Consider the following 14,107-nt stretch of genomic DNA (forward strand, 5'->3'; position numbering starts at 1 on the left):
GATGTTATCCATCTTTCAGTGATTCATAAGCACATCTCTGGCGACGTGTTTTTCCCTTCAGTTCCACAGAGTTTCAAGCAAACATTTGAGCAAAGTTTCAGTTCAAATATTGATTACACGTACCAAATTTGGACAAAGGGCTAACAAATTGTTCAAGAGGGATTCGCAACGCGTGGCATTTTTACTATGCGTTAGTTTTAGTGTTTAAGGTGGTATGCGGCGGCATCGGTATTGCGTTACTCACCCCTTAACAAGGCGTTATGTTTTATGAGGATTTCATGGGGTTAAGTGATTTTCAGAAGAAAGTGTTTGAAATGTCATCTCGTACGAAGGGACATTCGGGTTTTGCAGCTAAATCTAGCATTCGTTATGTCGAACGGGCTTTTGAACTAGCGAGAACAATGCCTGAAGTGGCAGCGTTTTTAGCTATCACTGCTGAAGAGGAGGCTGCAACAGCTTTATTTATTGCTATTAAAAGTAAAGGATATCTTCGTTCTAATGAACTAAGGATGCATGATCATAAGCATAAGGGTGGCCTTTACCCATTTTTAACTCTCCTAGGCGTTGCATTGAAAGTAAGTGAAATTCCATATCAGCTAGTTGTAGAAAGCTGTAATGGTCGAGATATACTTAAGACTCAGTTACAGATCGGCGACTTTAGTTTCCAACCAGAGCCACCACTTAGCCAGGTTAATGTGGACGCTTCAGGCAATGCTAAAGATTACCTGCACGAAGTGCGTGCGGTTGCATCTGAGCGAGGAATTACGTCAATATTTCAATACATTAAAGATACTGCTAACAAAAGGAATTTATTGTTATATGCATCCGCGACTAATTTGCCTAGTGTCGAAAATATTCAGTCAGAGCTTCAGAGACATATCGGCGCAACGATACTGATCCACATAATCTATCTTTTGATTGCTCAGCATGGTAAGCAGAATTTGGTTGAAGAGTGTCTGGATGTATACTTGAAGGTTCAGCATAATCTTGAAAATAAAACATAACAAAGCGTTAAAGAGGGATTCGTGCCGCGTGGCATTTTTGGTATGCGGTGATTTTGGTGGTGAAAGTGGTCTGCGGAAAGCTGGTTTAGGCGGCACTCACCCCTTAACGCGGCGTTAGCTGCACTTGCCAGAATTGGCGCTTATGTATAGGATTATTAGTGACTTGTGGTTACTCGAAAGGTAATCGCCCATTACGCAGGTGAAACTGCAACATCAAGTGAAATTGAGGTTAATATGCATACATCTTACTCTACACTATTTACAACGATCTACGACGAAACTGCTCCTATCGGAAACCTTGGTCGCGGAACTCACTATTCAATATTACGCTCTACAGAAAGTTGTAACTCATTATTAGACGATCTTAATCACTTCCAAATTCATGATTTCGCTGTTATTTGGGATGAAGATCATGACACAAGAATTATCAATATAATTGAGAAGTTATATCTTTCTAAGTTGTTATCTCCCGTTGTGTTTATCGGGGAACGTAAAGGTGGTGTAACTGCCATCGTTGAAAAAGAATTTTATTATTCTAGTGGTTCGTGCGCTTATTTTCGTTCTAGGTTAATCGATATAGCAAAGGATTCCAATGATCCTTGGTGCGTAGAAGTTGGTTACTATGATCGTGAAACTGATTCAGTCTGTGTATCTAGTGAAGTCATTATCAATGCTCCAAGAAAGCAAGTATCCACATACCTTAACAATATCGATAATCTTTGGAAATTGGGGCTTAAGGAACACACTGTGACTTGCAGCTAACAAACGCTTCAAGAGGGACAGCCAACGCGTGGCATTTTTACTATGCGTTGGTTTTGGTTGATTACGGTGTTATGCGGTAAGTTAGTAGTGGCGTTGGCTGCCCCTTAAGCGGGCGTTATGCTTCAGTTTGTAAATCGGAGTACGAATGGAGAATTTATTTGTAGGTTTAGTTGGTGTTTTATTAGGCCATTACATGACTATCAGGCTTGCGACTAAGAAAGCTAATTTGCAGGAAAGAGCTTTCTACTTTGAGCTTGAAATATTACTAGATAAATACAAAGTTGACTTGTCGCATAAATACGATGATTTTATTAATCCTGTCAAAGATAAATATATAGTAGGAGTGCCTGTTATTGATATGTCTTTGATTAATGCTCTTATGGTCGAGTTAGCAGGCACTGAAAAGGTCCTAAACCAAGAGATTAGAAAGCTGATTATTCATACAAGCAAGTTTTCAGAGGACTTGCTTGTTAGTGCAAAAGAGAGAGAAAGTTATAACAAAGTAAACTCGCAGAACACGGAGGAATTCTCAAGGTTAACAAAAAAAATGTTAATCGAAGAGGTTCAATTAGTCTTTTATCTATATAAGCTAATCAGAGATAAAGACCAATTTATCTTTGGTGAATACAAATTACTAGAAATGGCGAAAGTTGCGTGTAATGTGGCTGATATTGGTTTTGATATGAAAATTTGGCAAAAAATCATGCCAAGTAGCACTGATGGCTAAGAAGCATAACAAGTGTTTAAGGTTTCAAGATACTTTATCTAATCTCAGATAAGCGCGTTAGAGTCATTAATCTAACGCGTTTATGTCCAAAAGTTTGCTAGAGATTGAACAAACTTTGTCATTTCCACAGTGCTTCTGGTAACAATGCACCTTAAAAATGATCAAACTTTAACTTTTGCATCCTGTCGCTGATATTGAACTAGCAAGGGAGTATTACGTCAGGTCTAGACGCCCAGTAATTTCAGAGAGCCCAGTAGCTATTGAGGATTTGGCTGACAATAATCCAATCCAGAACCAAGAAACTAAAGAAGACTTGCTAACCGAAAAAAACAAGCGCAAGGTAATATTGGATTGAGACAGGATGCACATTGTTCTGTCGATACAGTTCACCTAAACATTGATGATTTTTCTCGCGGCCCTTTGAGGCCGTTTTTTTATCTGTAATTGTTATGTTAGTACCACGATATGACATTGCAGTATCATAAAGTGAGTGTTAGAATCTTTCACATGTGAAAGTGGCGATGTTTCGTCACTAGGAATCTCATTTGCAATCGGAGAGCGAGGTAAACATGGCAAAAGCTATCGCCTATGCCAATCAGAAGGGAGGCGTGGGTAAAAGTACTATCTGTATCCAGCAAGCCTTCGATTTGGCAGAAAAAAAGAAAAAAGTCCTGGTACTGGATTTCGATGGTCAGGGTAATACATCTTCACGTTTGGCTCCTCGTGTGGAGTTGGAAGATGGCAGCTACGAGCCAGTATATAGCGGTACTAAAGTAGCTGAATTGTTCCTTGATAACTGCTCAAGCATTCAAGTAACGGAGTGTCCATGTGGTGTTGATTTGATTTACACGCCCAAAAACGATCCGGATTTGTTTGAGATGGAGGCAGTGCCATTGGAACAAGCAATGAACCCAGCTCGACACTTAAAAGAACTAATCAAAGACTATGATTACGTGTTGATTGATTGCCCACCGAGTCTTGGCCGTAAGCTGGTTGCTGCACTGATGATTGCGACGCATGTTGTATGTCCTGTAAAACTATCTGGCTTTGCGGTTGATGGTGTAGAGGGCTTGCTGACGACCATTATCGGTGTTCAGCAACAGCACAATCAAAACTTAGAAATCCTGGGCATTGTCATCAATGATATGGATCGTTCAGTGAACCACAACAAATCGTTTACTGAGCTGAAAAAAGCTATCCCAGAGTTGATCTTTAGTAACATTATTCAACACCGTCCACCGCTTGATTCTGCAACTACAGATGGAGTTCCAGTATGGTCTCTTCGCTATGGTCATGTAGCAGCAAAAGAAGTGCGAGCGGTGCTGGACGAGATTGTAGAGAAGGTAGGTTAAGATGAAACTAAATAACCTAAAAAACCTCAACCAGTTAGCTCAAGCCGCCCAAAAAAAGCAGCCAGATGGTAAGGTAATTCTGACGGTTCCTGTTGATGAAGTTATTTCAAAAGAACAGGTTCGTAAACGGTTCCGTAATATCGAGGAACTGGGTGATTCAATTTTGGAAGAAGGCCAGCAATCCGCGATTGTGGTCTACCCGAAAAATGAAGACGGCAAATATGTCATTCAAAAAGGCGAACGTCGCTGGAGAGCATGTAAAGCCAAAGATATTCCAACAATTGACATCGTTGTTAACGAAAAAGAACAAACGGACTTGGACGAAACAGCGGGAGAATTGATAGAGAATATTCAGCGCGATGATTTGGCTGCACTTGAAATTGCTAATGCTTTACAAGTATTCATTGATAATGGGTGGCAGCAAAAAGACGTTGCAAAACGTATCGGTAAGAACACAATTTTTGTTTCAACGCACCTTTCATTATTAAAAATGCCTGACTGCGTTCGAGAATTATACGATAATGACATTACAGCTGATACGGAAACACTCAATAACTTACGTTTGCTATTCGAACTGAATGAAGAGCGATGCCGGGCTGTCTGTGCCGTTGCTATGAGTGATGGCATGACACGTAAGCAAAGTCGTGAGTTGTTGAATGATGCAAAACGTATCAAGAATGGTGATGAACCAACTTCAAATGAAGATGGTGCAGTAACCAATAACTCTGAGCAGGATAATAATTCGAATTCTGACTCAGAATTGGGTGAAGAGAAGGGTGGCAACTTTACACAAAGTGATGTGGAAAGTTCTGATGATACAACGGGCGATAATGTTGTTCATCAAGCTACGGGAGAGGAATTTACTTCTGATGATGCTTCATCTCAAGGCGATACAAACGCGCCGGGTGATAAGCAGGTTGATGAAAGTGATGATGCAACCGATGATGCCGAAGAAGAAGGCATTGAACCTCCTCTTGCAAAAGGTAAAGACTGGAAAGGGGCTGACCCACGTAAGTTAGTCATCACCGTGAATATTATCGGTGAGAGTGAAAATAAGCGTGGTGTACTGATGACAGATCGTATTGCTACTGAACCAAATGTGGTTTGGGTTAAGACTCTTGTTGGTGAGAAAAAGGAAGTAAAGCCAATAAAAGTAGCGGTGACTGACATCGAGCTCGTAAGCGTTGAGTAAGGTAAGTATGGAATGAAGTTATCTCAGGATATGAGTCGCAAGTTTGAACTGGTAAATGCGCTGTCTAAGTTAGATAAGCCCAGCTTGCACGATCTCCATTCAGAGACCAAGATTCCTGAGTCCACTATTAAACGCCAACTGGCGATGCTTCGTGATGAGTTTGATATGAAAATTATATTCATCCGTGAATCGAGGGGAGAGCGAGGAGCTACAGGCTACTATATGATAACGGACTGGGGTATTTTGGACCGTGAGAAGTTCATCTTGCGGCACGGAAAGCTCTGATTGTAATATCCAACCTCAAATTAGCCCTGGCATTGCGCCGGGGCTTTTTTATGCCTGTAGACTTTTAAAATTTTATAAGCATTATAAAGTGATGCTGTAATATTGAGGAGGTAGCTCCTTTAGTTTTTTGGAGGTCTCAAATGAAAGTTCTTCATCTCCCTGTGAAAGCTCTGTATTTCAGACAAATGCAAACCGGGGAAAAGAAGTATGAATATCGTCTTCAAACGGATTACTGGCGGAAACGTCTGGAGGGTCGCGAGTATGATGAGGTGCATATCAAGCTTGGCTATCCAAAATCTGGGGATACCGAGAAGATTTTAGTTCGACCGTGGAAAGGTTTTGAGGAGATGGTTATTACTCACCCTCATTTTGGTGATGCTCCCGTTAGCGTGTTCGCAATCAAGGTCAATGAGTAATAGGAGATGTACTGATAATGGATTCAGAATTGAAGCAAGAAAGCAAATTTTACCGGGACTTTGAAGATAAGTTGCTACACGTTATAGCAAAAGCCCATGTGATAAACCTGAGCTGTATGAGCAAAGGTGAAGCAATGCGACTGGTTGCTCATTTAGAAAACCTAAACCCTGAAAAATATCCAGAATTTTATGGGGTTAGCAAGTCGCTAATAAACGTTACGAGTTCAAATCTGATTGTTACATTGAACAACACTATTCAAAAAATGAGTTCAAGTCTGTCTGCGCGATTGGCTTTGATCAATCCTGAAAATACCCGCTAGTTTGTACAGAAAAGGGCAATTACTCCCATTGGTATATAGCGTAGGTAGGGGCATGATTGCCCTTGTATCTAAAAAAGTAGCGAGGCTCCGATAATGAATGAGCAAAAGAACCGGGCATTCTGTGAGCAGATGGCTGCGGCAACGGTAGAGCTTGGGACACAAGAGGCACTCTTGTATGGCTAGGTACATGATAGCCATCGCACACGATCAGGGAATCTCATTACAGTTTGAGTGCGATCTTGGTTCTTTAGAAGTCCAACCAAATGAAATACTGATAAAACACTAAAAATTACAGGAGTTGGCTATGAGCAATGCACTGAGAGTTATTACAAAACAACTTTCAAAAGAGTCTGATCCCGCGTTCTTAGAGTTTACAGCTCGGATAGTTGAATCTATTGAATTGGTTTTAGGTTATGAACCAACAGTTGAGAAAGTACGCGACTTGTTGGGAAACAAGAAAAAAACCGTAGCCTTGTTGAATTCTAGTCACAATGAGTCCGTTGTTAAGTTAGCTCTGGAGATCTCACAGTACGACGATAGCCACTACGACACATTACTTTCGGCAGGTATGTCTGCTTTAAACCGATACTTGTCAAAGAATAGCGGTTCTGTTTCTGGTTGTATGTTCATGCCTGGAGATATCACTGCGAAAGAGTTGGCCGAACGATTTAACGGAGAATGGATGTTCTTTAGCGATGATAAGAAGCTTTCACTTACTACAGGAGAAATGTCGTGACGGAACAAAACGAAATGGTGGCATTAGATGGCTATAAATTGCATTCCAAAGTAAAGCGCTTTTTTATTTACGTGTTTATAGCTATGGCTGCCCTGAACTTTATTCAGTTGATTACCAATTTTTACTTACCAGAAAAGCTCTTAATTATCGCAAATGGATTCGCATTAATTTGTGCTGTTTTGAGCGTTATTGATAAGGCCCACTTGTGGGAAAAAACAAGCAGTGATGGGGAAGGCCAGTGAATCGACGTAGACTGTATTTTTTGATAGCGTTCTTGGGTTCGTTGGCATTAGTCAGTGCAAAATTGAAATGGCCTGGGTTCATTGTTGGTGGTATGAGTATTGGTTTTGCTCTTCGATGGTTTCTCATCCACCAGCCTCTCAATCAAGATTCTCGCCCGTTAGAACGAATCGTAACGATCTCTGGAATAGGGCTTTTCATGGTTTTGTCCGGTGGCCTTTTTCATCTGGGGGATAATCCTGCCTTTATCGACCTTATGTTTATGTGGGGGTGTGCATCCTCGGGAGTTGCCTTAGCTGAACTGGTTAATGTGAGAAATCCGGATCGAAGTGAGGGAACTCGAAGTGAGCACTAAGATATACAATGGGTTAATTCTGCGCAATACAACGTTAGAGCAGGCACTAACCAAATTATGCTCCTTGCGCTCTGGTTGCGTTGATACGGCCAAAAAAGCCATCGCAAAACTGGGAGCTAGAAAGCTTGCATTTGATGCAGATATCTCGGCAAACGTAACCATGCTCCAAAAGGATAGAAGCTGCCAAACTCTGTCAGATCTGAGAACTATGTTTATCGAGGAAAAGCATAAAGTTTTGGTGGACGGTATTCGTAGTACGGATTGGGACTTCACTTTTAATGTCTGCTTAATTCCCTGGGGACAACATACATTAGGTTTGTACTACGTTGAAAACGATATTGGGTATCGCCAATCCTTAATCGACGTTGGATTTCAAGATTATCATTACCAAAACTCGACAGATAAACCTAACGATGTGACTGATTCAGAATGGAGACAAAGAGAACTCGCTTGGGAATCAGTGTTACCTGGTTGGACAAGACCAATAGAACGCGGTTTGTCTTACAGCGTGGTTGATTGGGATGATTACCAGAGTGCTGTTCATAGTAAAAGTCTGATCCAAGAAAACATCCCTTCACAAAGCATTAGACGCAAGCGAGTGGCGGTAAGTTTGACAGAGCTGGAGTTGACAGCGAGTTTTCCTACTTCATCTGCGTTTGAAATTGTTGAAAAAACCAGAGAGCTATATCCGGATAGAATTGATGACGTATTGCTCGGTGATGTAACGGTAGTACGTTTCTAAAATAGGGGGGGGGGAGTAATGCTGGATTTTTTCTTTATAGGCCCATTAGTCATTGGTTTGGTTTGTTGGTTTAAAGCCCCAAATGAGGAATGGGAGTCACTCGCTAAAGATTTTTCAAAGCGCTGGGCGTTAAGCCTTATAGCTATGATCGCTGCTGCCGCGTTGGGAGGAATAACGATGCCAAATGGACCAGAAAGTAGTGAGTCAGCATGGCTCATATTTGTTGGAATCATTTGGTTTGTATGCATTGTTACGATGCTTTGGGTTGCCCTAACCACACTAATGCAAGCGATTAAATTGAAGAAACAATAATAAGGAACCGAGTATGGCTCACGTAGATCAATATATTGAAGATTGGTTAATGGTGTTCAGAGCTGCGGGTATAAGCGATGAAGTTGCCCAGGAGGAATTTGGCTTGTGGTGTGAAGGGCTCGATGGCGAAATTAGCAATGAGTACACCCAAAACGCACTATCTGTCATCAACGCAGCTGAACAGGCAATTGAAGAACTACAAGGAATTGCTGGGTGAGAAGAAAGCGTTCAAACTGGGTATCCGTAAGTCATTTAAGCGCCTATGCCGCTGATCCATCTAAATTTTGCCAGCACAGAGGACAAGCATACAACTCCGAGGCTGCAAACGCTGGATTAAAGGCTCACGCCCAAGCAGGAAGTGGTAACAGTCTTTTACCGTGGTTAGTGATTATTGTTGTAGCCATATTGGTTGCTATTAACTGGGATTTGTTATGACTGGGGAACTAGTGTTTTTGCTGGTGGCGTCAATCGGCCTATTGATGGTTATTCTCAGAGGGCTGTCCATAAAGAGGCAGTTCCATATGCCTTGGTACTGTATCGTGCTGGGGGCTGATATAGGCGGTTGGAAAAAGCCTTGGTTTATTAAACGCCGAGGAGTCTGCGGAGCCCCTGATGCAGTATTTTTTGATCCATTGCGTTTTAGATACATTGCAGGAGAATTTAAAAGCAGAGCGTTCAATGGGCGAATAACAATCCGTGAAAAGTACCAGCTCACACTTTATACCGGGTTAATTCAGCGATTCTGGCTACCTCAAGCACAGGGTGTCATAGCCTATGGTTGTGGGCGAGTATTGAAGCTGGACTATGATAAGACACTTTTTAAAAAGCTTATGGCTCTTCGAGGCGAAGTCAAATCTGCCAGAAAAAATTGGAGGCCAGTCGATCACAGACCGTTGTATAAGCGATAGACAAAACTTTTTTACAGGGTTAATATATGATTCTGTAATCTGGCTGAGAGGTCAATGTTATGGCATATAACCCAAACAGTGATGAGGTGTGGGGTAAAGAACTAAGGGTGTATAGTTCGATGAGTGAAGCTGACTACCACCGAGTTCTCCAGCAAGGCGCTTTTGCTTATCAAAGTGGAACGCCATACGCAGAAAACCCGCACAATGATCACGAGTCGAAAGCAGCATGGATTGAAGGCTGGCAACTCGCAGCATTTCATGAACGGATGTCTACCACTCGAACCGTGCAATAAGTTTAATTTGATAAACCAGTGCCTGACAGTGTTCGTCGGCACCTTAATAAAGCGTTATTTTATGAAAAAGTTCCTAAATGTTTTCCAGTTGCCTACTGGATATCAAGTACGTATTGGTAAAAAAACAAAGTCTTTCAATGCCGGAGTATCTAGTGATAACGCGCTTAATTCAGCGTTATCCTTTCGCCTGGATATGTATAAACAGGGGGTCTTACCCGCTAATTGGAATGTTGGTTATTTTGAGCCCAATGCTATCAAGATTATTGATCAGGATAAGCAGAAACGTTCACGTTGCACCATCCGAACAAAGACAGATCGGAAGCCCACACACATAGAGGCATATTGGTCAAAGTTCAAAAACCTAGCCGAAGCGCATTCCTTTTTGAAGCGCGAATACAGCAAATGGTGTAGAGAGCACAATGCAATAGCTAAGCTGTATAACCAAAAGCGCAATGAGATTCTGTTCATCTCGGCCCAGAAAGAGAAAGAACAAAAAATATCAATCCTAAGTGATGGCATTAAGTTTGATGCGAAGCTTTGGAACGAGTGTGTGGCCGAATATGAAGGAGTGATGCCTGTTCCTAATACAATCTCTGATCATGTCCAGGTAGAGGCTTATAGTGACAGTGGTGAGAAGGATATCGACCTTAGCCACCATTTCGCTGTTAATGTATCTGATCAATTGGAGCCATACCAGTCTTCCGAAGTTCTCCATGAACTATTGGACCCGGTATACGATATCCTACATGTTGATAACCATGCTGCATTAAAACTAATGCCAGAAGTAAAATGTAGCTACAAAGCTATGCGTGAGAAGTTACGCAAGATTAAGCCAAACCGTAATGTAAAGGGTGCGATTTGTGCTCCATTTTCTATTGAGACAAAGCTTAAATCATCGTTCCTCGATTTTGCCATACCAGCGTACTGGGATGGACTTCCTTTAAACCCATCCAAAACAATCGTTAATCTAGCCAGTCATAATGGGATCATTCAGGCTGCAAGTCTTTTAGCGACAGCTTCATTTATGTTTATGGGCTACATGCAAAAGCAGCGTATGTTGCAATCGGATGAGAATATAGAACTAGAATTTCCTGTGTTCGAAATCAGTGAAAAGATGCTGAATTCTGCAATTGACTCTATCTACCAAGCGCTTCTATTACAAATGGGACGGAAGGCACTGAACTCGATGGGTAAGTGCGAAGAACGATTAAATCTGTGGCATGACGTTGATGTCTGTGACGTCTACGACGATCAGTTTGGAACTGCTGTCCAGATGGGGCAATGGCAGTGCTTTATGCCCCGAAGCAACAACGCGACGTTGCGTAAACTTCAACTATTGGTGCTGGTGGCAAAAATTGAGCATAACCTAGAAGAAGGCTTTGTTCGTCGTCAACTGTCGAAAAGTGGTATCGGAATTACACCCGTTGATAAATTGAAAGATAAGTACAGCCATATTTCTCATGATTCAATTGAGCGATTTGAACAACTCCGGGATCAGCTCTATGTATCCTCAAAGAAATTCTACCCCTTAGTTAACATGAGTTCTTTGCAAACCCCCAAACCTGATCAAGTGTTTATGGCAAGATGCCGTCATTGCGGCCATGTTCCGAATAAAACCATGCGCAAAAAAGATGGGGTCTGGTTTGGAGCAATCCAGTGCCCCAACCATTTAGACGAAGCGGTATCCGGTGAAAGGGAATATGAAGCCGAACTTCATGAATTAGTGATTGAGTGGCAGAAACGTAACCTGAAAAACTTTGATTTTTCTAAGACATATATGTGGGACCTTTCCAGAAAATCATTCTCTACTGAGCTTGGACCTTTCCTCGATGAAGTAAAGCGTCGTCTTTCCGATATGGTTGAGTACAACAGTCTCGCAATATCACTTCCAAAAGAGATCGTAAAGGACAGGCCAGGGAAAAACTTTGCGAAGCGTATCTATGCGAATTATCTCTGGGCGTGTTTTTTCTATGATGCTTATCAAATCAAACTTTCAGAACTAAAGAAGGAGACCGCACGATGAAATCAGGTCTTGAACGGTTGAAGGAAATAGTGACACAAAGTGCGTTTTATCGTTCTCCGAATTATTCCGTAAACGTTAGCTTTAAAGACTTATTCAAACCCGTTGGTGGTTTGCTTGCCTACAATAGCTTGGTGCAAGAGCTAACAGAGGAGATAGCTTTATCTCCTTATGAGATACTTGAAAAGTTAACCCCTGAGTTTCAGCGTTCCAATCAGAAGTGGACGAAAAACATGCAGCAATGTTTCGTTGAAAACCTCTTGTGTGGATGTGAAACGAAAGTACAGCTTTATGATGTGAAAGGCAGGGGGGGAGAGCTGGATGATTCCCTTATCTTAGATGGGTTACAGAGGCTTACCGCTATTGCGGCGTTTCATTCTGGTGAATTCGCTGTATTTGATGAACTGTATTGGGAAGACTTAAAATCTGGAGGTATTTTCCCAAGGTTGAATTTGGGGTTCTAGGGATTTTCCCCTCTAAAAAGACATAATCCTCTGTAGACCACACCAATAAATGGCTGCGGAGGTGGTTTACTTTCAGCTTGGAGCCTAATCATCCACTATCGGCCTTGTTATTTCGCCAATATTGGGCAATTTCCCAGTATTAGTGAAGTTATACGTTCCGCTTAAGTTGATATTTTGCCACGCAACGGGCGAAACAGCACGAGTGATACCCGCTTTCTCTTCATCTCCTCTCGCTTCAAAGTGTCCCAGCAGATGACTCAGTATCGCGGAGTTGAAGTAGATGATCGCGTTGGCAAGCAATCTTGCACATTCATTCCAGATAGCGATTTCACTCTCGTTTTTGCCTCGGAACTGATCGCCATTCACCGACGCAATAGCCCGTCTCAGGAAGTGCCACGCTTCTCCCCGGTTAAGGGCACGCTGAACGTACTGCCGCAAACTGGCATTGTCTATGTAATCCAGTAAATATTGCGCTTTGACCAGTCGATTATACTCCGTCAGCGCCTGTAATGTCGGGTGCCCCGAAGGATAACCAGACAACTTTCTTACCAGCATTGCCTGTGTCGTTCGCTTTGTCTGAAGTGACAGAACAATGCGCCTAATATCCTGCCATCCCGTTTCGATGACATTCGTCCTGATGGGCTTTTTCAGGGCAAGGTTGGTGCCGCCGTGTTCATTTTCAGTTACGGCAAACAGATCATTGATGACACTACTGAACTGCGCGTATCGCGGTGCAAAACTGTAACCGCATAGATCCAGTAAGGCGAAGTTAACATGATTGACACCGTGTGTATCTGTCGAGAGTACGTCAGGTTTGATTTCACTGCTGTTGGATTGTAACAGGTCATAAATATAGTGTGATTCGTGCTCGTTGGAACCGATGATCCGAGCATTGAGGGCGCTGTGGTTGGCCACCAGTGTCATGGCCGTGATCCCTTTGTTGGTGCCGAAATACTTAGAGGAGTACCGGGTTTTAAAGGTTTCCAGATGGGTTTCGAATTTCTGACCATCCGCACTGGCGTGCAGCTGGTCCTCCTGAATATGGTAGTGGCGGAAGATGGGTAGCGCTGCAACCGCATTATTGATCACGTCGCTGGCGTCATGCAGCGTTTCAGGCCGGATATAGTTGGCCTGCACCGTACTCAGGTGTTCATAGCTTCGATCGGAGATCTGCGCCATGCCATACACACCACGGTGAGTGGCGTTGGCAATCAGAATGGCCAGTAAATCATCCTGATGAGTGAACCCTTGTTTTTGTATCGGAAGTACATGAGTCAGACATTTCATGAACCCGGTTTCGCGCTCTACATACCGCAGTACATCCGCGATACCGACCGGTTGCATTCGCTTAAAAAAGGGATTGTTGACCAGAGATGTAGCGCTTTTGGTCGGCAGACGCCAGCGGGTACCGGTACGATTTTTCATGATCACATTTCGATTGTCTCCCTCATCAATATGGAGAGCAACGTCTTTGAGTGCACTTTCCAGCCGGTGTTGTTTCTCCTGTAACAATAACTCTGCGGGCTGTTTTAGTCTGTCCAGTGTTGATGAGGCCAGCAAGGTATCCTGCGATGTCTGGGGGATCAGGTCGTCTTCCAGTGCGCGGTATTTGGTAACATTTGGCAAATAAATGCGTCCATTCAGTCGTGAGGTTAACTGCCGGTAGAGCAGCCATTCGTAACGTTGCGGGTTAACGTTATCCTGTTTAACCAACCATGGGAGGTGCTTTTTCGGGATGAGCGACGTATCCATCGTCTTCAGTGGTCCACCGAATGCGATTTCCGTCTGCATCTGTTGAAGTTGGGCGACGACGGCTTCTGAGCCTTTACCGGCCTCACATTCAAGGCACAAGAACACCTGCCTTAACAGTTGCTCCAGGAGATTGCATTGTTCATCGTAATGTTGCCACTGGTACTCTTCCACGGTCCGTTTCTGTTTTTTCAGGTAAAGGCAGAGGGTCTGGATATCCCTGTCATTCA

General features: G+C 42.8%; 17 protein-coding genes and 2 pseudogenes. 18 read left to right on the plus strand and 1 reads right to left on the minus strand.

The window, feature by feature from the left end:
* The 18 genes and pseudogenes from R7Z41_RS24685 to R7Z41_RS19560 all read left to right on the plus strand — a co-directional run.
* A pseudogene (locus R7Z41_RS24685) lies at positions 1 to 144 on the plus strand (DfrA family trimethoprim-resistant dihydrofolate reductase); the annotation flags it as partial.
* 134 nt (positions 145 to 278) lie between these two features.
* Entirely contained in the window at positions 279 to 1,004 is a 726-nt protein-coding gene (locus R7Z41_RS19475; RefSeq protein WP_159066178.1) for a hypothetical protein, read from the plus strand.
* Positions 1,005 to 1,238: 234 nt separating this feature from the next.
* Positions 1,239 to 1,766, plus strand: a complete 528-nt coding sequence (locus R7Z41_RS19485) for a hypothetical protein (RefSeq protein ID WP_000557529.1) — start codon at positions 1,239 to 1,241, stop codon at positions 1,764 to 1,766.
* Positions 1,767 to 1,911: 145 nt separating this feature from the next.
* The gene (locus tag R7Z41_RS19490; protein WP_101905921.1) at positions 1,912 to 2,493 is read left to right on the plus strand and encodes a hypothetical protein; all 582 of its coding nucleotides are present in this window, start codon (positions 1,912 to 1,914) and stop codon (positions 2,491 to 2,493) included.
* Positions 2,494 to 3,062: 569 nt separating this feature from the next.
* A complete protein-coding gene (locus R7Z41_RS19495) occupies positions 3,063 to 3,845 on the plus strand; it encodes a ParA family protein (RefSeq protein WP_041154764.1) in 783 nt (260 codons plus the stop codon).
* 1 nt (position 3,846) lies between these two features.
* On the plus strand, positions 3,847 to 5,037 hold the full coding sequence (locus R7Z41_RS19500; RefSeq protein ID WP_014386680.1) for a ParB/RepB/Spo0J family partition protein: 1,191 nt from the start codon (positions 3,847 to 3,849) through the stop codon (positions 5,035 to 5,037).
* Between the two features lie 12 nt (positions 5,038 to 5,049).
* Positions 5,050 to 5,322, plus strand: coding sequence for a helix-turn-helix domain-containing protein (locus R7Z41_RS19505; RefSeq protein ID WP_014386681.1), 273 nt, complete (start codon positions 5,050 to 5,052; stop codon positions 5,320 to 5,322).
* 140 nt (positions 5,323 to 5,462) lie between these two features.
* Entirely contained in the window at positions 5,463 to 5,738 is a 276-nt protein-coding gene (locus tag R7Z41_RS19510) for a hypothetical protein (RefSeq protein WP_014386682.1), read from the plus strand.
* 17 nt (positions 5,739 to 5,755) lie between these two features.
* Positions 5,756 to 6,058: a hypothetical protein gene (locus R7Z41_RS19515; RefSeq protein WP_014386683.1), complete on the plus strand. Its 303-nt coding sequence runs from the start codon at positions 5,756 to 5,758 to the stop codon at positions 6,056 to 6,058.
* Between the two features lie 304 nt (positions 6,059 to 6,362).
* Positions 6,363 to 6,794 carry a hypothetical protein gene (locus R7Z41_RS19520; RefSeq protein ID WP_046224216.1) on the plus strand — a complete coding sequence of 144 codons (432 nt, stop codon included), beginning with the start codon at positions 6,363 to 6,365 and terminating at the stop codon, positions 6,792 to 6,794.
* Positions 6,791 to 7,036: a hypothetical protein gene (locus tag R7Z41_RS19525; protein ID WP_014386686.1), complete on the plus strand. Its 246-nt coding sequence runs from the start codon at positions 6,791 to 6,793 to the stop codon at positions 7,034 to 7,036. The genes R7Z41_RS19520 and R7Z41_RS19525 overlap by 4 nt, the downstream gene beginning before the upstream one ends.
* Before the next feature lie 342 nt (positions 7,037 to 7,378).
* On the plus strand, positions 7,379 to 8,131 hold the full coding sequence (locus R7Z41_RS19530; RefSeq protein WP_046224215.1) for a hypothetical protein: 753 nt from the start codon (positions 7,379 to 7,381) through the stop codon (positions 8,129 to 8,131).
* A gap of 18 nt (positions 8,132 to 8,149) precedes the next feature.
* On the plus strand, positions 8,150 to 8,443 hold the full coding sequence (locus R7Z41_RS19535; RefSeq protein ID WP_032073016.1) for a hypothetical protein: 294 nt from the start codon (positions 8,150 to 8,152) through the stop codon (positions 8,441 to 8,443).
* A 13-nt stretch (positions 8,444 to 8,456) separates the two neighbouring features.
* The gene (locus R7Z41_RS19540) at positions 8,457 to 8,660 is read left to right on the plus strand and encodes a hypothetical protein (RefSeq protein ID WP_014386690.1); all 204 of its coding nucleotides are present in this window, start codon (positions 8,457 to 8,459) and stop codon (positions 8,658 to 8,660) included.
* 214 nt (positions 8,661 to 8,874) lie between these two features.
* Positions 8,875 to 9,351, plus strand: a complete 477-nt coding sequence (locus tag R7Z41_RS19545; RefSeq protein WP_046224213.1) for a hypothetical protein — start codon at positions 8,875 to 8,877, stop codon at positions 9,349 to 9,351.
* 59 nt (positions 9,352 to 9,410) lie between these two features.
* Positions 9,411 to 9,644: a hypothetical protein gene (locus R7Z41_RS19550; RefSeq protein ID WP_014386693.1), complete on the plus strand. Its 234-nt coding sequence runs from the start codon at positions 9,411 to 9,413 to the stop codon at positions 9,642 to 9,644.
* 61 nt (positions 9,645 to 9,705) lie between these two features.
* Positions 9,706 to 11,667 carry a hypothetical protein gene (locus R7Z41_RS19555; RefSeq protein ID WP_014386694.1) on the plus strand — a complete coding sequence of 654 codons (1,962 nt, stop codon included), beginning with the start codon at positions 9,706 to 9,708 and terminating at the stop codon, positions 11,665 to 11,667.
* The gene (locus R7Z41_RS19560) at positions 11,664 to 12,128 is read left to right on the plus strand and encodes a hypothetical protein (RefSeq protein WP_318136398.1); all 465 of its coding nucleotides are present in this window, start codon (positions 11,664 to 11,666) and stop codon (positions 12,126 to 12,128) included. Before R7Z41_RS19555 ends, R7Z41_RS19560 begins: the two co-directional genes overlap by 4 nt.
* Before the next feature lie 84 nt (positions 12,129 to 12,212).
* On the opposite strand, the pseudogene R7Z41_RS19565 reads toward R7Z41_RS19560, so the two are convergent.
* Positions 12,213 to 14,107 (minus strand): annotated as a pseudogene (locus R7Z41_RS19565) (Tn3-like element ISShfr9 family transposase); the annotation flags it as partial.

The sequence above is a fragment of the Vibrio sp. 1457 genome, from assembly GCF_033340195.1.
Classification (GTDB): domain Bacteria; phylum Pseudomonadota; class Gammaproteobacteria; order Enterobacterales; family Vibrionaceae; genus Vibrio; species Vibrio alginolyticus.